An 18,799-nucleotide genomic window follows, 5' to 3' on the forward strand; every position below is an offset into this window, starting at 1 on the left:
CCGCGTCGAGATCGCGGTCGCCGGCTTCCGTCCGGAAGAACTGAACATCGAGGTCAAGGAAAACCTCCTGACCGTCCAGGGCCGCAAGGCCGCCAACGACGACCAGCGCAAGTACCTCCACCGCGGCCTGGCCGAGCGCAACTTCGAGCGCCGGTTCCAGCTCGCCGACTATGTGGTGGTCACCGAAGCCGGGCTCGCCGACGGCCTGCTCTCCATCTCGCTGAAGCGCGAGCTGCCGGAGGCCCTGAAACCCCGCCGGATCGAGATCGCCACCTCGACCCAGCCCGACTTGATCGAAGGTGAGAAGGCCGCCTAACCCGCCCCCCAGCTAGGTGGACTTCCCTTCCGGGCGGCGCGCCCCCCACGCGCCGCCCCCCCTTTCAGACGACTGGCCGGCGCGGGTGATCGCGCCGGCCTTTTCTTTGGGTCCCAGATCCAAGCTGACAGCACGGTGGCGGCAGGACCGCTCTAAGGTCGTCTCCAGAGCTCAGGGAGAACGACCATGCCCATCAAGGGAAGCTGCCACTGCGGCGCCACCCAGTTCGAGGTTCCCGAGCCGCCGGCTTCGGTGACGAGCTGCAACTGCTCATTCTGCGCCAAGCGCGGCGCGCTGCACGCCTATTACCCGGTGGCCCAGTTCAAGCTGCTGACGGCCCGCGACCGGGTCTCGACCTATCAGTGGGGCCACTATGTGGGCCAGCATCACCACTGCGGGATCTGCGGCTGCGGGACCTATTCGGAGTTTCCCAGCTTCGACACCGGCGAGCCCGACTACGACAATATGAGGGTCTCGGTGAACGCCCGGCTGTTCGGCGACGACCTCGACCTGGCCGCCGTTCCCATCGAGTACGTGAACGGCAAGACCGACTGGTAGCTCAGAACGCCCCGCCGCGGCCCTGGCCGGCGACGAAGCGGGCGGCGCCTTCGCGGGCCTCGCCCGACCTCAGGGTTTCGAGTCCGACATCGACCTCGGCCAGCATGGCGGCCTCCCAGTCCAGCGACCACTGGCCGATGGCCGAGAGCCGGTCGTTGCGCAGGCAGGTCTGGGGGAAGGCCGAGAGCTGGGCGGCGAGGTCCAGCGCCGCGTCGAGCGCTCCGCCCCGCGGCGCCAGCCGATTGGCCAGCCCCATGGCGTAGGCCTCCGCGGCGTCCACGGGCCGGCCGGTGAGGATCAGGTCCATGGCCCGCGAATGGCCGATCAGCCGCGGCAGACGCACGGTCCCCAGGTCGATGAGCGGCACCCCGAATCGGCGGCAGAACACCCCGAAGACCGCGCCCTCGGCGGCGACCCGCAGGTCGCACCAGGCCGCCACCTCGATACCGCCGGCCACGGCGTGGCCCTCGACGGCGGCGATCACCGGCTTGCCGAGCGCCAGCCGGGTGCAGCCCATGGGCCCGAAGTCGCCCTCGCGCTTGACGGGGTTGCCCCGCGCTTCGCTGACACCCTTCAGGTCGGCGCCGGCGCAGAAGGTCCCGCCGCGGCCCTGCAGCACCGCCACGTCCAGTTCGGGATCGGCGTCGAAGGCCTTGAAGGCGTCGTAGAGGGCCTGGGCGGTGGCGGCGTCCACGGCGTTGCGGCGTTCGGGGCGCTCGATAGTGACGATGGCCGTGCGGCCGCGGGTCTCGACGCTGACGGTGTCCATGCTGGGGTCTCCCGTTGAGGTGACCCGAGCCTAGCGGCTTGCCGAGGCGTCAGCCCACGGGAGATTAGGCGGCCAGCACGATCTCCAGGCCGACCGAGCCCGCCAGGCCCACGTCGCGCAGGCTGGCGCCGGTCATGATCGCCCTGCTGAAGTCGCTGCCGCGCAGGTCGGCGCCGTCGAAGACCACCCCGGTCATGTCGGCGCGCTGGGCGATGGCGTAGCGCAGCTTGGCCCCGCCCAGCTGCGAGGGCTGACTGCGGTTGGGGCCAAGCGGCAGGGGGGCGAAAACCGCATCGCGCAGGTCGGTCTTGATCAGGTTGGCCCCCGTCATCCGGACGCCCCGCAGGTCGCCGGAATCCAGGATCGCCCCACGCAGGTCCGCGCCTTGCAGGTTGGCGCCCTGGAGCTGGGTCCCGGTGAGGTCGAGCCCCACCATGATGGCGCCCTTGGCGCTCATCGCGCTAAGGCGCAGGCCACGCAGCTTGTCACCCAGCGGCCGCAGATCCTCGCCGTCCAGCATGGCCGGCCGCCCCTCCCGCCCGCCGGTCCTGCACCACAGGTGGTTGGACAGGGCTTGGTCCAGCAGGGACGGCGCCTTGGCCATGGTCTCCGAAGTCACCACTCCGATGGACCCCAGCATGTTGGTGGCGTCCGACAGCCGCGCGGCGCGAACATCGACGTCGCACAGCACCGTGCCGGCGAGATTGGCGCCCTCCAGGTTCGCGCCGGCCAGGTCCACCCCATCGAAGATGGCGCCCGCGAAATTGGCGTCCTTGCAGTTGGCGCGGGCGAGCTTGGCGCCCTTCAGGGAGCAGTCGGTGAAGTCGGCGGCGTAGGCCGAGGCCTCGTCCATCTGCGAGCCGTGCAGGGTTGCGCCGGCGAGGACGGCGTTGTCGAGCTGGCCGTGGCGGCGTTCGTGCGACAGGGAGGCCAGGCCCTTGCTGGGATGCGGGATGGCGATCTGGCCGATGCGGAAATCGGCCTGGCTGAGGTCCGCGCGGCTGAGGTCCGCCCCGCGCAGGCAGGCGCCGCGCAAGTCCGCACGGGTGAGGTTGGCCATCCGCAGGTCGGCCTTGCGCAGGTCGCAGCCGAACAGGTTGGCGCGCGCGAGGTTGGCGCCGACCAGCTTCGCGCCGTCGAGGATGGAGGCCGAGAGGTCGGCGTCGGAGAGGTCGCGGCCGGAGAGATCGGCCCGGGAGAGGTCGACGAAGCGCAGGGCGGCCCGCTTGCCGCCAGGCTTGCCGGCGACGAAGCGCTCGTGCGCGACGACGATCATCTCGATCTCGCCCGCCGATAGTCTGCGCCGACCCATTAGCCCGATGGCGTTCACGAACGACCTCCCTGAAGACATCACGAAGCCGGTCGTCTACGCCGCAAGACCGACTGAACCGTTAAGCTTACTGGGAACAGTACTGGGATCCGTACGGACGGCGCGTCAGATCGCGTCTTCCAGGCCCCGGGCGCCCCACTTCTGGGCGTTGGTGAGCACGGTCTGCTTGACCATGGCGTTGGTGAAATTGGCGCGGCTGAGGTCGGCGTCGACCAGGATGGCGTGGCGAACGTCGGCGCGGGCGAGGTCGGCGTTCTTCAGGCTGGCCCCGGTCAGGTTGGCCGGCAGCATCCGGTCGGCGCCGATCAGCAGGGGGCCGAGCTGGGCGTCGCGCAGGTCCGCGCCCGACATCTTGGCGCCCACCAGGCGCGCGCCGCGCAGGTCGGCCCGGCGCAGGTTGCAGTTGCGCAGGTCGGCGCCGTCGAGTTGGGCGCCCTGCAGCTGCACGCCTTCCATGTCGAGGCCGTAGAACGTCGCGCCCTTGGCCGAGAGCGCGGTCAGGTTGAAGCCGCGGATTGTCTCCAGGGCCCGAAGGTCGGCGTTGTCGAACACGCTGGGCGTCCCCTCGGAGCCGCCGGTCTCGCACCACTTGGCGTGGTCGCGGATCATGGTCTTGTACGGCAGGTCCTCGACGGACTTGCCGGCGGGTTCGTCGGTCAGGGCGCCGCGCATGTCGGCCTGGCTGACGTTCCAGGCGAAGGTCTTGGCCCCAACCAGGATGCAATCGCGCATGTCGGCTCCGGCGAGGTCGGCGCCCGACAGGTCCGCGCCGGCCATGTTGGCGCCGGACATATTGGCCTGTTTGAGGTTGGCCCGGACCATCTTGGCGTCCTTCAGGATCGCGTCGCTGAAATCGGCCTTGATCGCCATGACGCCGGACAGGCGCGAGCGCTCCAGATTGGCGCCGGCCAGGATCGCGCCGTTGGCGTCGCCCACCCGGTTGTGGTGCTCCAGCACGCGCAGGCCCTTGTCACGGTCGACGGCGGCGATGGAACCCTCGCGCAGGTCGGCCTCGAACAGGTCGGCGCCGGTGAGGTTGGCGTTGCGCAGACAGGCGCCGCGCAGATCGGCCCGGCGCATGGAGGCGTCGGTCAGGTTGGAGTTCTGCAGGTCGGCGCCAAACAGGTTGGCATGGTCCAGCCGCACGCCCTGCATGTGGCAATCGGCCAGGATGGCGCCCGTGAAATCGGCATCGCAGAGGTTCTTGCCGCGAAGGTCCAACCCCGAGAGGTCGCGCCAGGCGAACACCGCACGGGCGCCGCCGGGCTTGGAGGTCCAAAGGCGGTCGTGCTTGGCGCAGATGACTTCGAACTCGGTCTGTCCGAGCTTGGGGAGGTCTGGGGTGGGCGCGGTCAGGATCGACATGCGGAACTTGGGGAACCCGGAGAAACTGAGCCGATCCTAGCGCCCGGCAATTAACACGCTCTTTCCGCCACTTAAGCTGTTTAGGGTGAATCGTCGCAGGGTCGATATCCGACATAGAGGACGCTGGCCTCGCTCGCCAAAACCCCCAGTTGAACCTCGATCCCCGCCGCCCGCATCCGCTCGGCGCCCTGACCGGCGGCGAAGGGCGAGGCGTCCTCGCAGGCGATCAGCACCCGCGCCACACCGGCGGCGACCAGCCGCTCCGAGCACGACAGCCCGCCCGACGAACGCGCCCCGCAGGGCTCCAGGGTGACATAGGCCGTGGCGCCACGCGCGGCTTCTCCCGCGCGATCAAGGGCTTGTTCCTCGGCGTGCGGGCGCCCGCCCGGCGCGGTCGCCCCCTCCCCCACCACCTGCCCGGTCTTGACGATCACACAGCCGACGGAGGGGTTGTCGCCGGTCCGGCCGAGGTTGGCCCGCGCCAGGTCGATGGCGCGGCTCATATGGTCCTGGTCGGCGGCGCTCATGCCGCCTGGGGCAGGGGTGTGGCGCGGCTCTCGTCGAGGTAGCGCGCCGCGGTGGGCTTGAGGCCGGCGTCCAGGTCAATCAGCAGCGGATTGCCGGTGGGAATCTCGACTCCGATGATCGCCTCGGCGCTCAGGCCGTACAGAAGCTTGACGATGGCCCGCAGGGAATTGCCGTGGGCGGCCACCAGCACGGTCTCGCCGGCGGCAAGGCGCGGCGCGATCTCCGCGTCCCAATAGGGCTGAACCCGTTCCAGGGTGGTCTTCAGGCTTTCGGTGTCCGGCAGGACGGCGCCGGCGTAGCGGCGGTCCTTGGCGAAGTCGAACTCGCCGCCGGGCGCCAGGGACGGTGGCGGGATGTCGTAGGAGCGCCGCCAGATCTTCACCTGCGCCTCACCGTGCTTGGCGGCGGTCTCCGTCTTGTTCAAGCCCGTCAGGCCGCCGTAGTGGCGCTCGTTCAGCCGCCAGTCCTTGGTCTCCGGGACGAAGACCTGCCCGGCGCTGGTGAGCGCCAGCCAGAGCGTGCGGATGGCGCGCGTGAGCACGGAGGTGAAGGCCCGGTCGATCTGGAGGCCCGCGGCCTTGATCAATTCCCCGCCCTTGATGGCCTGGGCCTCGCCCTCGGCCGTCAGGTCCACGTCGACCCAGCCGGTGAAACGGTCATCGAGGTTCCACTGGCTCTGGCCGTGGCGGAGGAGGATCAGTTTCGACAAGCGCTTGGCTCCTTCAGCGGTTGCGAGCGGGGCTAAGGGCCAGGACCGCCAGCGTCAAGGCCCGCTGGCTCCCCGCTGGCTCCTTGTCTAAGCGCCGTCTATATGTGCGCCGATGCTCAATCGCCTGTTCTTCCCGGCGCTCGCGGCGCTCGCTCTTGGCCTGGTCGCGCTGGCCATGGTCTGGCCCCAGGGGCTGGGCGATCGGTCGTGGGGGCCGTTCGGCCGCCCGCCGGTCCAGCGCACGCCCGAGATGCAGGCGGCGATGAAACGCGAGACCGAGGCCTCCGAGCAAAGGCTGAACCAGGCCCGCGCGGCGGTCTCCGACCTGCAGACCCAGGCGATCTCGCCGACCAAATGACGGACCCCCGCCCGATGAGCAATTTCGACGCCGTCGCCGTGGCCCGCCGCGTGCTGAACACCGAGGCCGACGCCCTGCGCCTGCAGGCCGACGCGCTCGGCCCCGACTTCGTGCGCGCCGTCGACATCCTGGGCTCGGCCAAGGGCCGCATCGTCTGCACCGGCATCGGCAAGTCCGGCCATGTGGCGCGCAAGATCGCCGCCACCTTCGCCTCCACCGGCCAGCCGGCCTTCTTCGTCCACGCCACCGAGGCCAGCCACGGCGACCTGGGGATGATCGGCCCGGACGACGTGATCCTCGGGCTCTCGAAGTCCGGCGAGGTACGGGAACTGGCCGATGTCCTGGCCTACGCCACCCGCTTCCACATCCCGCTGATCGCGATCACCGCCTCGCCCGACAGCGCGTTGGGGCGGGCCGCCACCGTGGTGCTGGAGCTGGCCGACGGGACCGAGGCCACGGCCGAGGTCAATGCGCCGACCACCTCCACCACCCTGCAGATCGCGCTGGGCGACGCGCTCGCCGTGGCCCTGCTGGAACGGCGCGGCTTCACGGCCAAGGACTTCAAGACCTTCCATCCCGGCGGCAAGCTGGGCGCCATGCTGCGCACGGTGGGCGATCTGATGCACGGCGCCGACCAGGTGCCGCTGGTGACCCCCGGCACGCCGATGCGCGAAGCCCTGATGGTGATGACCGGCAAGACCTGGGGGATCGTCGGCGTACAGGGATCGGATGGGCGGTTGGTGGGGGTGATCACCGACGGCGATCTGCGCCGTCACTTCGACGACCTGGTGACCCACACCGCCGGCGAAGTCATGACGCCTGGCCCCAGGAAGACCGTACCGCCCGGCATGCTGGCGTCGGAGGCCCTGGCGCTGATGAGCGATCCGCCGCCGTCGGTCACCGTCCTGTTCGTGGTCGACGAGGGCCGGCCGGTGGGAATTCTGCATGTCCACGACCTGCTTCGCGCCGGCGTGATGTAACCCAGGTCACAATCGCGAAGTTCATGGTTGCCGTTCGGATAGTCTTAAGGGTGGAACACCTTTAAACACGACGCCCGACGCCATCCGATGGAGTTCCGATGCTGCCCGTTCCGCGCGCCGACCTGGTCCCAAATACGATCGAGTACGAGAATACGCCGCTGGTGAAGGCCACCGGCTTCCGCGAATACGACGCGCGCTGGATGTTGGGGCCCGACATCAACCTGCTGGGCATCGAGGCCCTGGGCCTGGGCCTGGGGACCTACATCCAGGAACTGGGCCAGACCAAGATCGTGGTGGGCCACGACTACCGTTCCTATTCGACCTCGATCAAGCAGGCCCTGACGCTCGGCCTGGTCTCGGCGGGCTGCGAGGTGGTCGATATCGGCCTGGCCCTGTCGCCCACCGCCTATTTCGCTCAGTTCGAGCTGGACGCCCCCTGTGTGGCCATGGTCACCGCCAGCCACAACGAGAACGGCTGGACCGGGGTGAAGATGGGCGCCCAGCGCCCCCTGACCTTCGGCCCCGACGAAATGGGCCGGCTGAAGGAGATCGTCCTCGGCGGACTGAGCCAGTACCGGCCCGGCGGCTCGCTGACCCACGTCCAGGGCTTCGCCGAACGCTTCATCGCCGACGTCTCCAGCCGGGTGAACATCAAGCGTCCGCTCAAGGTGGTCTGCGCCTGCGGCAACGGCACGGCCGGCGCCTTCGCCGCCGAGGCCCTGCGCCGGATGGGCGTGGCCGTGGTCATCGAGATGGACTGCGAGCTCGACTGGAACTTCCCCCGCTACAACCCCAATCCCGAAGACCACGAGATGCTGCAGGAGATGGCCAAGGCCGTGCGCGAGTTCGGCGCCGACCTGGCCCTGGGTTTCGACGGCGACGGCGACCGCTGCGGGGTGGTGGACAACACCGGCGAGGAGATCTTCGCCGACAAGATCGGCCTGATGCTGGCCCGCGACCTGTCGGAACTGCACCAGGACGCGACCTTCGTGGTCGACGTGAAGTCCACCGGCCTGTTCGCGACCGATCCGGTGCTGAAGAAGAACGGGGCCAAGACCGTCTACTGGAAGACCGGCCACAGCTACATCAAGCGCAAGACCGCCGAACTGGGCGCGCTCGCCGGCTTCGAGAAGAGCGGCCACTTCTTCTTCAACGATCCGATCGGGCGCGGCTACGACTGCGGCCTGACCGCGGCCGCGGCGATCTTGGCCATGCTGGATCGCAACCCGGACAAGAAGCTCTCGGAACTGAAGGACGCCCTGCCGATCGCCTACACCTCGCTCACCATGTCGCCGCACTGCGCCGACGAGGTGAAGTACAAGGTCGTCGAGGACGTGGTTGCTGAATACGAGGCCCTGGCCAAGGCCGGCGGCACGATCCTGGGCCGCAAGATCGTCGAGGTGATCACCGTCAACGGCGGCCGCGTGGCCCTTGAGGACGGCTCCTGGGTGCTGGTCCGCGCCTCGTCCAACAAGCCCGAGATCGTGGTGGTGGTGGAGAGCACGCAGTCGGACGCCGACATGCGCGCCCTGTTCCGCGAAGAGGTGAAGCCGCGCCTGGCCAAGCGGCCGCAGATCGGCGCCTACAACCAGGAAGTCTGACATAGAACCGTCGCTGGGCGCGGCTTTTGCTGCACCGCGATACAAATGTGCCGTTCTGGTTCGGCGCGGCGATTGCGGGTGCGGTCGCGGCGTGGTGAAAGGCGGCCGAAGCCATTTATCGAGGATAGTCCATGCACGTTGCGATGATCGGAACAGGCTATGTGGGCCTGGTGAGCGGCGCCTGTTTCGCCGACTTCGGCCACACGGTCACCTGCATCGACAAGGACGCCAGCAAGATCGAGCGCCTGCGCGGCGGCGGCATCCCGATCTATGAGCCGGGCCTCGACCTGCTGGTCGCCCAGAACGTCAAGGCCGGGCGCCTCGCCTTCGACACCGAGGCCGCCGAGGCGATCCACAAGGCCGACGCGGTGTTCATCGCCGTGGGCACGCCGTCGCGGCGCGGCGACGGCCATGCCGACCTCTCCTACGTCTACGCCGCCGCCAGGGAGATCGCCGGCCTGCTGAACGGCTTCACCGTCATCGTCACCAAGTCCACCGTGCCGGTCGGCACCGGCGACGAGATCGAGAAGATCATCCGCGAGGTCCGCCCGGACGCCCAGTTCGCCGTGGTCTCCAATCCGGAGTTCCTGCGCGAGGGCGCGGCCATCGAGGACTTCAAGCGCCCCGACCGCGTGGTGGTCGGCACCGACGATCCACGCGCTCGCGCCGTGATGACCGAACTCTATCGCCCGCTCTATCTGAACGAGACGCCAATCGTCTTCACCACGCGGCGGACCAGCGAGCTGATCAAGTATGCGGCCAACGCCTTCCTCGCGCTGAAGATCACCTTCATCAACGAGATCGCCGACCTCTGCGAGGCGCTCGACGCCGACGTCCAGCAGGTCGCCCGCGGCATCGGCCTGGACAAGCGGATCGGCAACAAGTTCCTCAACGCCGGCCCGGGCTATGGCGGTTCGTGCTTCCCGAAGGACACCCTGGCCCTGGTGCGCACCGCCACCGACGCCGGCTCGCCGGTGCGGCTGATCGAGGCCACGGTCAAGGTCAATGACGAGCGCAAGAAGAACATGGCCGGCAAGGTCTCCGACGCACTTTCGGGCGACCTGGCCGGCAAGACGGTCGGGGTGCTGGGCCTGGCCTTCAAGCCCAATACCGACGACATGCGCGACGCCCCCAGCCTGGACATCATCCCGGCGCTGCAGGCCATGGGCGCCCGCGTCCAGGCTTTCGATCCCGAGAGCGGCCACGAGGCGCGCCAGCTGCTGCGCGACGTGGACTTCAAGGACGATCCCTATGAGGTGGCCCACGACGCCGACGTCCTGGTGATCATCACCGAGTGGGACCAGTTCCGCGCGCTCGACCTCGACCGGGTGAAGCTGCTGATGAAGGCCCCGGTCCTGGTCGACCTGCGCAACATCTACAAGCCCGACGAGGTCCGCTCACGTGGCTTCAAGTACGCCAGCATCGGGCGTGGCTAGGCTCGCTCCCTCCCCCCTCCGATCGTCATGGCCGGCCTCTGCGCCGGCCACCCATAGACGCCGACCTTAGAGATTTTTCTGAGACGTTCCGTGCGTAAGGGTCACCGGGACAGGCCCGGTGATGACGAACCTTGGGGGGAGTGATGCGATGACAAAGCCAAGGCTCTTCCACGTTAGCGAGGAGGCTGGCATCGCGCGCTTCGACCCGCGCCCGCCGCCTTCGATGGACTCAGGCGTCACCGGCGACTGCGTCTGGGCGGTGGACGAGGACCACCTGGTCAACTTCCTGCTGCCCCGCGACTGCCCGCGCATCACCTACGGCCGGGGATCGCAGACCACCGAGGCGGACGCCGAGCGGTTCCTCGGCGGCGCGCGGCGGGTGGTGGCCTTCGAGGCGGCTTGGCTGGAAAGGGTGGAGGCCTGCGCCCTGCGCGTCTATGAGATGCCGGTCGAGACATTCGATCTGGCCCTGGGCGACGCCGGCTACTGGATATCGCGCCAGGCCGTGACGCCGCTCGCCGAACAGGTCTGGACCGATCTGATCCGGGCTCTGGTCGAGGCGGGCGCAGAGGTGCGGGTGTTGCAGGATTTCTGGCCGCTCAGCGACGCCGTGGCGGCTTCCAGCCTCGAGTTCTCCATCATCCGTAAGCGCAACGCCATGCCCCGGCGTTGAGCCGAAGCCGCTATGACAGCAACTGGATGAGGGTGTTGGCGATCCATACGGCGCCGGCCCAGAAGGCCACGCCCATGACGCCGACGAAAGCAAGGCAGGCGACAGAGTTCAGGCTCTTCGTCTGACCTCGCGACAAGCGCCCCATGGAGGGGTGTCGCGACATATTTCACTCCCAATCCGTTTCTAAAGCCGCGCCGGTCGAGCGGTGCGAACATTACGAGGCTGTCACGAAACTCTCGGCTTGGAAAGCACCGTCGCCTCCCTGGTGAAACGCGACCCGGGCGGTCCGGTTCAGGCCTTCAGCTTGTCGGCGAAAATGAATGCGGTGGCGCCCACCAGGCAGAGAAAGGCGCCGGCGTGGTTCCAGCGCAGCTTCTCGCCCAGCGCGACCACGGCGAAGACGCCGAACACCAGCAGGGTGATGACCTCCTGCATGACCTTGAGCTGGCCCGCCGAGAATCCGCTCATATAGCCGATGCGATTGGCCGGGACGGCCAGCCAGTACTCGAAGAAGGCGATACCCCAGCTCACCAGGACCACGATCCACAGCGGCTTGCCCGTGAACTTCAGGTGCCCGTACCAGGCCAGGGTCATGAACAGGTTGGAGACCGTCAGCAGCAGGATGGTCGGCACGGGCGCTCCTCGCGGTTCGAATCTGTCGGCGACGCCGAATGCTAGGCGGGAACAGGCCCGGAAGGCGCGCCGAATCGGACCTATGAAGCCTAGCCGTCTCGGCTAGAGTTCGACCGCACTTCGGGAGGGCGCGCGTGCTGTCGCTGATCGGGATCGTCATTGTCGTGGTGGGCTTCATGGCCCGCCTCAACCCGCTGCTGGTGGTCACCGTGGCGGCCCTGGTCACCGGGGTGGCGGGCGGGATGGGACCGGTGGAGGTGGTCGAGACCTTCGGCAAGGCATTCAAGGAAAACCGCTATGTCAGCGTGGTCTGGGTGGTGCTGCCGGTCATCGGCCTGCTCGAGCGCGCCGGACTGCAGGAGCGGGCCAAGACCCTGATCGGCGCCATCCAGGCGGCTACGGTCGGCCGGCTGCTGCTGCTCTATTTCCTCCTGCGCCAGACCACCGCGGCCCTGGGCCTGACCTCGCTGGGCGGCCACGCCCAGATGGTCCGGCCGCTGATCGCCCCCATGGCCGAGGCCGCCGCGGAGACGCACTACGGCGAGCTGACCGACGACACCCGTCAGACCATCCGCGCCCACACCGCTGCGGCCGACAACATCGCGCTGTTCTTCGGCGAGGACATCTTCATCGCCATCGCTTCGATCCTGCTGATCAAGGGCTTCCTGGAGCAGAACGGCATCATCGTGGAGCCGCTGCAGCTCTCGGTCTGGGCCATCCCCACCGCGCTCTGCGCGCTCGCCATCCACGGGACGCGGCTGATGCTGCTGGACCGCCGGCTGGCGCGCGTCCTGGCGGACGCCCGTCCCGTGGAGGCCGCCCCATGATCGGCCTTGAGGCCCTCTATGTCATCGCAGGCGCCTTCTTCGCGGCCATCGCCGTCTACAGCGCCCGCGACGCGACCAATCCGAAGCGTTGGAAAAATACAGCCTTCTGGGGTCTGTTCGCCGTCTGCTTCCTGTTTGGTTCGCACCTGCCGGACTTGGTCAACGGCCTGCTGGTGATCGCCATGGTGGCGGTGGCGGGCTTCGGCGGCCTGGGCCACGGCGTCGCGGCCACCAGCAGCCCCGAGGAACGTCGCGAGAGCGCAGCGCGGTTGGGGAGCAGGCTCTTCCTGCCGGCCCTGGCGATCCCCGCCACGGCGCTGACCGGCACCTTCCTGTTCAAGCGGCCGGAACTGGCCGGCCTGGTCGATCCCAAACAGGCCACCCTGGTCTCGCTGATCCTGGGCGTGTTCGTGGCGCTGGCCATCGCCATGCCGATGCTGCGCGCCAAGCCCGTCACGCCGCTGCAGGAGGGCCGCCGCCTGCTCGACACGGTCGGCTGGGCCGCCGTCCTGCCCCAGATGCTGGCGGCCCTCGGCGCCGTCTTCGCCGCCGCCGGGGTCGGGACCGCCATCGGCGCCCTGGCTTCAGCCTGGCTGCCGGACGGGAGCCAGCTCGCCGCGGTGGCCGCCTACACCTTCGGCATGGCGATCTTCACCATGATCATGGGCAACGCCTTCGCCGCCTTCCCGGTGATGACCGCCGGGATCGGCCTGCCGCTGATCGTCCTGCGCTTCGGCGGCGATCCGGCGATCATGGGCGCCATCGGCATGCTATCGGGGTTCTGCGGGACCCTGATGACCCCCATGGCCGCCAATTTCAACATCGTGCCCGCCGCCCTGCTTGAGCTCACCGACCGCAACGGGGTGATCAAGGCCCAGGTCCCCACCGCCCTCCTCCTGCTGCTCGCCAACACGGCCCTGATGTATGTCCTCGTCTTCCGCTTCTGAGCTCACCCCCGACCTCGCCGCCCAGTTCGCGCGGCTGGCGCTCGGCCACGTCACCAAGCCCTATCCCTACAAGCTCGACCACGTGATGGCCGGCGACGAGGACGTGCTGCCGCCCCGGGTGCTGCACCCGATCTTCCACGGCAGCTTCGACTGGCACTCCTGCGTCCACGGCTACTGGCTGCTGGCCCGGCTGCTGCGGCGGTTCCCGGACATGGCGCCCGCCGCCGAGATCCGCGCCCTGTTCGACGCCAGCCTGACGCCGGACAAGGCGGCCGGCGAGCTGGCCTATCTCGCCCGCCCGACCAGTCGAAGCTTCGAACGGCCCTATGGCTGGGCCTGGCTGCTGATGCTGGGCGCCGAGCTGGAACGGCACGAGGCGGCCTGGGGACGGACCCTGCGCCCCCTGGCCCAGGCCTTCGCCGACCGCTTCAAGGCCTTCCTGCCCCTGGCCACCTATCCGATCCGCACCGGGGCCCATGGGAACACGGCGTTCGCGCTCTCGCTGGCGTCGGAGTACGCAGCCCAGGTCGGCGACCACGAGCTCGCGCGGCTGATCGCGGCGACCGCGAGGGGCTGGTACCTCGACGACGCCAATGCCTCGGCCTGGGAGCCCAGCGGCGACGACTTCCTCTCCCCGACCCTGGTCGAGGCCGAGTGCCTGCGGCGCATCCTGCCGGCCGCGGATTTCCGGATCTGGTTCGCCCGATTCCTGCCGCAGGCGGCGCAGGGACTGCCCGCGACCCTGTTCACTCCGCCGACGGTCAGCGACCGCACCGACGGCAAGATCGCTCACCTGGACGGGCTCTGCCTCAGCCGCGCCTGTTGCTGGCGCTCTATCGCCGGATCCCTGGACGCCGCCGATCCGGTCCGCGCCGTGGCGCAGGCCGCCGCCGACCGACATCTCGCCGCGGGCCTGGCCCACGTGGCCGGCGACTATATGGGCGAGCACTGGCTGGCCACCTTCGCGCTGCTGGCCCTTGAGGCGGGGGATTGACCCACCGCCTTAGACCTTGGCGTGGGCGGCCAGGTAGTTGTCGATCTCGGTCAGGTGGATCGCGATCTCGCCGGGGGTCAGGAATGAGCCGGTGAAGCTGTTGCGGGCCAGGGTCACCAGCTCGTCGCGGGTGAGGCCGAGGGCATGGGCCGTGGAGATCCAGTTCTCGGCCAGGTAGCCGCCGAAATAGGCCGGGTCGTCGGAATTGATTGTGGCCTTGAGACCCAGGCGCAGCATCCGCTTCAGCGGATGGGCCGGCAGCTCGTCCACCACGCAGAGCTTCAGGTTGGAGAGCGGACAGACGGTCAGGGGCACGGCCTCGGCGACCAGGCGCTTCACCAGGTCGGCGTCCTCCAGCGAGCGGTTGCCGTGGTCGATGCGGTCGACGCTCAGCAGGTCCAGCGCCTCATGGACGTATTCCGGCGGACCTTCCTCACCGGCATGGGCGACCAGCTTCAAGCCCCGCTCGCGGGCGGCGGCGAAGACCCGGGCGAACTTCGACGGCGGATGGCCCAGCTCCGATGAGTCAAGGCCCACCCCGGCGATGCGGTCCAGATAGGGCCGCGCCTGGTTCAGGGTCTCGAAGGCGTCCTCCTCGGAGAGATGGCGCAGGAAGCAGAGGATCAGCTTGGAGGTCACGCCGAGGGTGGCCCTGGCTTCCTCCATCGCCGCCAGCAGGCCCTCGGCGACGGTGGCGAAGGCCACGCCCCGTTCGGTGTGGGTCTGGGGGTCGAAGAAGATCTCGGCGTGGACGGCGCCGTCCTCGGCGACGCGGCGGAAATAGGCCATGGCCAGGTCGTGGAAGTCGCGCTCAGTCACCAACACCTTGGCGCCCTGGTAGTAGATATCCAGGAAGTCCTGCAGGTTGGAGAAGGCGTAGGCCGCGCGCACCGCCTCCACGTCGGCGAAGGGCAGGTCGACCCCGTTGCGCCGGGCCAACTCGAACATCAGCTCGGGCTCGAGGCTGCCCTCGATATGCAGGTGGAGTTCCGCCTTGGGCAGGCCGCGGATGAACGCTTCGAGATCGGGCATCACTCGACTCCAGACACCGGTGGGAATCGCCCACATGGCGAAAGTGTCTTCCCCGAGGACACGAATGACCAGCCCGGGATCGATGGCATTCAACAGGTCAAAGGGCAGTCGGATTCTCACGGCCTTCTCCCCTTGCGGGAGAAGGTGGCCCCGCGATAGCGGGGTCGGATGAGGGGTCGAAAGCCCTATCCGGTTGGCGGCGGCGAAGCCGCGAACGCCAAAAGGACGGAACCACGAACAACACGAACAACACGAGCGCGCAGCTTCAGCGGCCTTCGAGATCGGCTTCGTTCGTGAGGTTCGTGCTTCGATTCCGGCTTCGCCGAAGGCTAACCGCCGAGGTCTGAGAGACCCCTCATCCGACCGTTCTCCGAACGGCCGCCTTCTCCCGCAAGGGGAGAAGGATCATGACTCAGGCCGCGGCCTTCTTCACCGCCCCGACGATTTCCTTGACCACCTGACTCACCAATTTCTCGTCGTCGCCCTCGGCCATCACCCGGATCAGCGGCTCGGTGCCCGAGGCGCGGACCACGATCCGGCCCGTGCCGTTCAGGCGTAGCTCGGCTTCGGCGATCACCTCCTTGACCTGGTCGGTCTCCAGCGGCTTGCCGCCGGCGAAGCGCACGTTTTCCAGCTTCTGCGGCACCGGCTCGAACTGGTGGGCCAGCATGCTCATGGGCTGACCGCTCTCCTTCAGCACCGCCAGCACCTGCAGGGCCGCCAGCAGGCCGTCGCCGGTGGTGGAGAAGTCGGACATGATCATATGGCCCGACTGTTCGCCCCCCAGGTTGAAGCCGCCCTCGCGCATCCGCACCATCACCGCGCGGTCGCCCACGGCGGTGCGCTCCAGCTTCAGGTTGCGCGCGTTGAGGTACCGTTCCAGGCCCAGGTTCGACATGACCGTGGCGACCACGCCGCCGCCGGTGAGCCGGTCGCTCTTGGCCCAGGCGTCGGCGATGATGGCCATGATCTGGTCGCCGTCGACCACGCGGCCCTTCTCGTCGCAGATCACCAGCCGGTCGGCGTCGCCGTCCAGCGCGATGCCGATGTCGGCTCGGAACTCCTTCACCGCCCGGACCATGGCCTCGGGATGGGTCGAGCCGCACTCCTCGTTGATATTGGTCCCGTTGGGCTCGACGCCGATCTTCACGACCTCCGCCCCCAGCTCGTACAGCACCACCGGGGCGACCCTGTAGGCCGCGCCATGGGCGCAATCGATGACGATACGCAGGCCCGCCAGGCTCAGCCGCCGTGGGAAGGTGGCCTTGGCGATCTCCACATAGCGCGCCTGGCTGTCGTCCACCCGGGCGACGCGGCCCAGCTTGGTGGGTGCGGCCAGACCGTCGGCCAGGCCCTGGCCCATCAGGGCCTCGATCTCCAGCTCGCGGGCGTCCGACAGCTTGTAGCCGTCCGGGCCAAACAGCTTGATGCCGTTGTCGGTATAGGGGTTGTGCGAGGCCGAGATCATCACGCCGAGGTCGGCGCGGAGGGATCGGGTCATCATCGCCACCCCCGGGGTCGGCATCGGACCCAGCAGGCGCACGTCCATGCCGACGCTGGCGAAGCCCGCCACCAGGGCCGGCTCGACCATATAGCCCGAGAGCCGGGTGTCCTTGCCGATCACCACCATGTGGCGCCGGTCGTCCTGGGACATGAACAGCTTGCCCGCCGCCAGGCCCACGCGCAGGGCGACCTCGGCGGTCATGGGATGGCTGTTGGCCAGGCCGCGGATGCCGTCGGTGCCGAAATAGGCGCGCTTGCTCATGGGACTTCTCGTGGTGCTCGATAGGGTCGGAAACGATCCGAAACCCAGATTTAGTCGACGCCGCGTTTGCGAATGCTAAAGGCGGCTCAGCGCTGAAGACTATCGACCTGCGCGCGTTTCGACAAAGGATGTGAAAGCCACCATGTGCGGCATCATCGGCATCGTTGGGATTTCCTCCGTCCAGGAGCGGCTGATCGACAGCCTCAAGCGTCTGGAATACCGTGGCTATGACAGCGCGGGCGTCGCCGGGGTGGTGGGCGGCAAGCTCCAGCGCCGCCGCGCCAAGGGCAAGATCCGCGCCCTGGAGGACGTGCTGGCCGAGGCGCCGCTGAACGCGACGGTGGGGATCGGCCACACCCGTTGGGCCACCCACGGCGCGCCCTCGGAAGCCAACGCCCACCCCCACAAGTCCGGCCGGGTCAGCCTGGTGCACAACGGCATCATCGAGAACTTCGCCGAGCTGAAGCGCGAGCTTGAGGCGCAGGGTCGCGTCTTCGAGAGCCAGACCGACACCGAGGTCATCGCCCAGCTGCTGGATTCCGAACTGGCCACCGGGCTCGAACCCCTGGCCGCCCTGAAGGCCACCCTTGACCGGCTGACGGGCGCCTACGCGCTGGCCGTGCTGGTCGAGGGCGAGGACGCCCTGGTCATGGGCGCCCGTCGCGGCAGCCCGCTGGTGGTCGGCTACGGGGAGGGCGAGATGTTCATCGGCTCCGATGCGCTCGCCGTCGGGCCCTTCACCAACAAGATCGCCTATCTGGAAGAGGGCGACTATGTCGCCATCGACCACCGCGAGGCCTGGATCTTCGACGAGACCGGCAAGGCCGTCGAACGCAAGATCCAGGTCGTCTCGGCCTCCGCCGCCCTCGTGGAGAAGGGCAACTACCGGCACTTCATGGAGAAGGAGATCCATGACCAGCCGGAGGGGTGCCAGCGGACCATCGCCGCCTATGTGGACGCCCTGAGCGACACGACGACGATCCCCGGCGACATCGATTTCGCCAAACTGGACCGGATCCAGATCGTGGCCTGCGGCACGGCCTACATCGCCGGGTTGCTGGGCAAGTACATGATCGAGCAGCTCGCCGGCCTGCCCGTGGACGTCGAGATCGCCTCGGAGTTCCGCTACCGCAGCCCCGCGCTCAGCGCAGGGTCCCTGGCGATCGCGATCTCGCAGTCCGGCGAGACCGCCGACACCCTGGCGGCCCTGCGCCACTGCAAGGCCGCGGGCATGAAGAGCGCCGCCCTGGTCAACGCCGTCCAATCGACAATCGCCCGCGAGGCCGACGTGGTCTGGCCGATCCATTGCGGACCGGAGATCGGCGTGGCCTCGACCAAGGCGTTCACCGCCCAGGTCAGCCTGCTGACGACCCTGGCCGTCGCCGCCGCCCGCGCTCGCGGCCGGATCGATGCGGCCGAGGAGAACCGGCTCGTCCGCGTGCTGCTCGAAGCCCCCCGCCTGATGGCGGAATCGATCAATCTCGAGGAGGCGGTCCGCAACATCGCGCTGGAGGTCTCCAAGGCGCGCGACGTGCTCTATCTCGGTCGCGGGCCGATGTATCCCCTGGCCCTGGAAGGCGCGCTGAAGCTCAAGGAAATCAGCTATATCCACGCCGAGGGCTATGCCGCCGGCGAGCTGAAGCACGGGCCGATCGCCCTGGTGGACGAGGCGACGCCCATCGTCATCCTCGCCCCTTTCGACAGCTATTTCGAGAAGTCGGCCTCGAACATGAGCGAGGTCATGGCTCGAGGCGGTCAGGTGATCTTCATCACCGATCCCGACGGGGCCAAGCACGCGCCCGCCGGGGCCAAGGTGGTGGTCACCGCGCCCAAGTGCGATCCGCTGATCGCGCCGCTGGTGATGTCCGCCCCGATCCAGCTCCTGGCCTATTACGTGGCCGTCCAGAAGGGCGCGGATGTCGACCAGCCGCGCAATCTCGCCAAGTCGGTGACAGTGGAGTAGCGCCTATTTCGGCGG

At 68.6% G+C, this 18,799-nt stretch carries 19 protein-coding genes; 11 read left to right on the forward strand and 8 right to left on the reverse strand.

Going from position 1 to position 18,799, the window contains the following annotated elements; all coding sequences use genetic code 11:
• Both Q8Q77_RS09560 and Q8Q77_RS09565 read left to right on the forward strand, forming a co-directional pair.
• Window positions 1–316: Hsp20 family protein (locus Q8Q77_RS09560; RefSeq protein ID WP_305583347.1), on the forward strand; the 316-nt coding region annotated here is incomplete at its 5' end.
• Between the two features lie 186 nt (window positions 317–502).
• The gene (locus tag Q8Q77_RS09565; protein ID WP_305583348.1) at window positions 503–874 is read left to right on the forward strand and encodes a GFA family protein; all 372 of its coding nucleotides are present in this window, start codon (window positions 503–505) and stop codon (window positions 872–874) included.
• 1 nt (window position 875) lies between these two features.
• Here the strand turns inward: Q8Q77_RS09565 and Q8Q77_RS09570 are convergent, their stop codons facing one another.
• From Q8Q77_RS09570 to gpmA, 5 genes are all read right to left on the reverse strand, one after another.
• Window positions 876–1,643 carry a crotonase/enoyl-CoA hydratase family protein gene (locus Q8Q77_RS09570; RefSeq protein WP_305583349.1) on the reverse strand — a complete coding sequence of 256 codons (768 nt, stop codon included), beginning with the start codon at window positions 1,641–1,643 and terminating at the stop codon, window positions 876–878.
• A gap of 64 nt (window positions 1,644–1,707) precedes the next feature.
• Window positions 1,708–2,973: a pentapeptide repeat-containing protein gene (locus tag Q8Q77_RS09575; RefSeq protein ID WP_305583350.1), complete on the reverse strand. Its 1,266-nt coding sequence runs from the start codon at window positions 2,971–2,973 to the stop codon at window positions 1,708–1,710.
• A gap of 105 nt (window positions 2,974–3,078) precedes the next feature.
• The gene (locus Q8Q77_RS09580; RefSeq protein WP_305583351.1) at window positions 3,079–4,338 is read right to left on the reverse strand and encodes a pentapeptide repeat-containing protein; all 1,260 of its coding nucleotides are present in this window, start codon (window positions 4,336–4,338) and stop codon (window positions 3,079–3,081) included.
• Window positions 4,339–4,418: 80 nt separating this feature from the next.
• Window positions 4,419–4,865 carry a bifunctional diaminohydroxyphosphoribosylaminopyrimidine deaminase/5-amino-6-(5-phosphoribosylamino)uracil reductase RibD gene (locus tag Q8Q77_RS09585; RefSeq protein ID WP_305583352.1) on the reverse strand — a complete coding sequence of 149 codons (447 nt, stop codon included), beginning with the start codon at window positions 4,863–4,865 and terminating at the stop codon, window positions 4,419–4,421.
• Window positions 4,862–5,575 carry a 2,3-diphosphoglycerate-dependent phosphoglycerate mutase gene (gene gpmA, locus Q8Q77_RS09590; RefSeq protein WP_305583353.1) on the reverse strand — a complete coding sequence of 238 codons (714 nt, stop codon included), beginning with the start codon at window positions 5,573–5,575 and terminating at the stop codon, window positions 4,862–4,864. The genes Q8Q77_RS09585 and gpmA overlap by 4 nt, the downstream gene beginning before the upstream one ends.
• Before the next feature lie 112 nt (window positions 5,576–5,687).
• On the opposite strand from gpmA, the gene Q8Q77_RS09595 reads away from it, so the two are divergent.
• From Q8Q77_RS09595 to Q8Q77_RS09615, 5 genes are all read left to right on the forward strand, one after another.
• Window positions 5,688–5,933, forward strand: coding sequence for a hypothetical protein (locus tag Q8Q77_RS09595; RefSeq protein ID WP_305583354.1), 246 nt, complete (start codon window positions 5,688–5,690; stop codon window positions 5,931–5,933).
• Between the two features lie 14 nt (window positions 5,934–5,947).
• Window positions 5,948–6,913 carry an SIS domain-containing protein gene (locus tag Q8Q77_RS09600; protein ID WP_305583355.1) on the forward strand — a complete coding sequence of 322 codons (966 nt, stop codon included), beginning with the start codon at window positions 5,948–5,950 and terminating at the stop codon, window positions 6,911–6,913.
• A 98-nt stretch (window positions 6,914–7,011) separates the two neighbouring features.
• Entirely contained in the window at window positions 7,012–8,514 is a 1,503-nt protein-coding gene (locus Q8Q77_RS09605) for a phosphomannomutase/phosphoglucomutase (protein ID WP_305583356.1), read from the forward strand.
• A gap of 131 nt (window positions 8,515–8,645) precedes the next feature.
• On the forward strand, window positions 8,646–9,950 hold the full coding sequence (locus Q8Q77_RS09610) for a UDP-glucose/GDP-mannose dehydrogenase family protein (protein ID WP_305583357.1): 1,305 nt from the start codon (window positions 8,646–8,648) through the stop codon (window positions 9,948–9,950).
• A 148-nt stretch (window positions 9,951–10,098) separates the two neighbouring features.
• Entirely contained in the window at window positions 10,099–10,623 is a 525-nt protein-coding gene (locus tag Q8Q77_RS09615) for a DUF6886 family protein (protein WP_305583358.1), read from the forward strand.
• 291 nt (window positions 10,624–10,914) lie between these two features.
• Here the strand turns inward: Q8Q77_RS09615 and Q8Q77_RS09620 are convergent, their stop codons facing one another.
• Window positions 10,915–11,256 carry a DMT family protein gene (locus tag Q8Q77_RS09620; RefSeq protein WP_305583359.1) on the reverse strand — a complete coding sequence of 114 codons (342 nt, stop codon included), beginning with the start codon at window positions 11,254–11,256 and terminating at the stop codon, window positions 10,915–10,917.
• A 134-nt stretch (window positions 11,257–11,390) separates the two neighbouring features.
• Here Q8Q77_RS09620 and Q8Q77_RS09625 point away from each other — a divergent pair, with 134 nt between their 5' ends.
• Genes Q8Q77_RS09625 through Q8Q77_RS09635 form a run of 3 tightly spaced genes read left to right on the forward strand, consistent with a single transcriptional unit; the run spans window position 11,391 to window position 14,024 of the window.
• Window positions 11,391–12,083 carry a DUF969 domain-containing protein gene (locus tag Q8Q77_RS09625; RefSeq protein WP_305583360.1) on the forward strand — a complete coding sequence of 231 codons (693 nt, stop codon included), beginning with the start codon at window positions 11,391–11,393 and terminating at the stop codon, window positions 12,081–12,083.
• Entirely contained in the window at window positions 12,080–13,030 is a 951-nt protein-coding gene (locus Q8Q77_RS09630; protein WP_305583361.1) for a DUF979 domain-containing protein, read from the forward strand. The genes Q8Q77_RS09625 and Q8Q77_RS09630 overlap by 4 nt, the downstream gene beginning before the upstream one ends.
• Window positions 13,008–14,024, forward strand: coding sequence for a DUF2891 domain-containing protein (locus Q8Q77_RS09635; RefSeq protein WP_305583362.1), 1,017 nt, complete (start codon window positions 13,008–13,010; stop codon window positions 14,022–14,024). Before Q8Q77_RS09630 ends, Q8Q77_RS09635 begins: the two co-directional genes overlap by 23 nt.
• Window positions 14,025–14,033: 9 nt before the next feature.
• Here the strand turns inward: Q8Q77_RS09635 and Q8Q77_RS09640 are convergent, their stop codons facing one another.
• Window positions 14,034–15,056 (reverse strand): adenosine deaminase, encoded by a 1,023-nt coding sequence (locus Q8Q77_RS09640; protein WP_305583363.1) that lies wholly within the window; start codon window positions 15,054–15,056, stop codon window positions 14,034–14,036.
• 412 nt (window positions 15,057–15,468) lie between these two features.
• Complete coding sequence (gene glmM, locus Q8Q77_RS09645) at window positions 15,469–16,821, reverse strand: phosphoglucosamine mutase (protein ID WP_305583364.1); 1,353 nt, start codon at window positions 16,819–16,821, stop codon at window positions 15,469–15,471.
• A gap of 142 nt (window positions 16,822–16,963) precedes the next feature.
• On the opposite strand from glmM, the gene glmS reads away from it, so the two are divergent.
• The gene (gene glmS / locus Q8Q77_RS09650; RefSeq protein ID WP_305583365.1) at window positions 16,964–18,784 is read left to right on the forward strand and encodes a glutamine--fructose-6-phosphate transaminase (isomerizing); all 1,821 of its coding nucleotides are present in this window, start codon (window positions 16,964–16,966) and stop codon (window positions 18,782–18,784) included.
• The last annotated feature ends 15 nt before the right edge of the window (window positions 18,785–18,799 follow it).

It is taken from the genome of Phenylobacterium sp., from assembly GCF_030698145.1.
Lineage (GTDB): Bacteria > Pseudomonadota > Alphaproteobacteria > Caulobacterales > Caulobacteraceae > Phenylobacterium.

Bases quoted from the DNA above. Each gene is read 5' to 3' on its own strand.
- Q8Q77_RS09610 (WP_305583357.1), top strand. From the start codon at position 8,646: ATGCACGTTGCGATGATCGGAACAGGCTATGTGGGCCTGGTGAGCGGC.
- Q8Q77_RS09640 (WP_305583363.1), bottom strand. From the start codon at position 15,056: ATGCCCGATCTCGAAGCGTTCATCCGCGGCCTGCCCAAGGCGGAACTC.
- Q8Q77_RS09580 (WP_305583351.1), bottom strand. From the start codon at position 4,338: ATGTCGATCCTGACCGCGCCCACCCCAGACCTCCCCAAGCTCGGACAG.
- Q8Q77_RS09585 (WP_305583352.1), bottom strand. From the start codon at position 4,865: ATGAGCGCCGCCGACCAGGACCATATGAGCCGCGCCATCGACCTGGCG.
- glmS (WP_305583365.1), top strand. From the start codon at position 16,964: ATGTGCGGCATCATCGGCATCGTTGGGATTTCCTCCGTCCAGGAGCGG.
- Q8Q77_RS09635 (WP_305583362.1), top strand. From the start codon at position 13,008: ATGTCCTCGTCTTCCGCTTCTGAGCTCACCCCCGACCTCGCCGCCCAG.
- Q8Q77_RS09600 (WP_305583355.1), top strand. From the start codon at position 5,948: ATGAGCAATTTCGACGCCGTCGCCGTGGCCCGCCGCGTGCTGAACACC.
- Q8Q77_RS09595 (WP_305583354.1), top strand. From the start codon at position 5,688: ATGCTCAATCGCCTGTTCTTCCCGGCGCTCGCGGCGCTCGCTCTTGGC.
- Q8Q77_RS09565 (WP_305583348.1), top strand. From the start codon at position 503: ATGCCCATCAAGGGAAGCTGCCACTGCGGCGCCACCCAGTTCGAGGTT.
- Q8Q77_RS09630 (WP_305583361.1), top strand. From the start codon at position 12,080: ATGATCGGCCTTGAGGCCCTCTATGTCATCGCAGGCGCCTTCTTCGCG.
- glmM (WP_305583364.1), bottom strand. From the start codon at position 16,821: ATGAGCAAGCGCGCCTATTTCGGCACCGACGGCATCCGCGGCCTGGCC.
- Q8Q77_RS09615 (WP_305583358.1), top strand. From the start codon at position 10,099: ATGACAAAGCCAAGGCTCTTCCACGTTAGCGAGGAGGCTGGCATCGCG.
- Q8Q77_RS09605 (WP_305583356.1), top strand. From the start codon at position 7,012: ATGCTGCCCGTTCCGCGCGCCGACCTGGTCCCAAATACGATCGAGTAC.
- Q8Q77_RS09570 (WP_305583349.1), bottom strand. From the start codon at position 1,643: ATGGACACCGTCAGCGTCGAGACCCGCGGCCGCACGGCCATCGTCACT.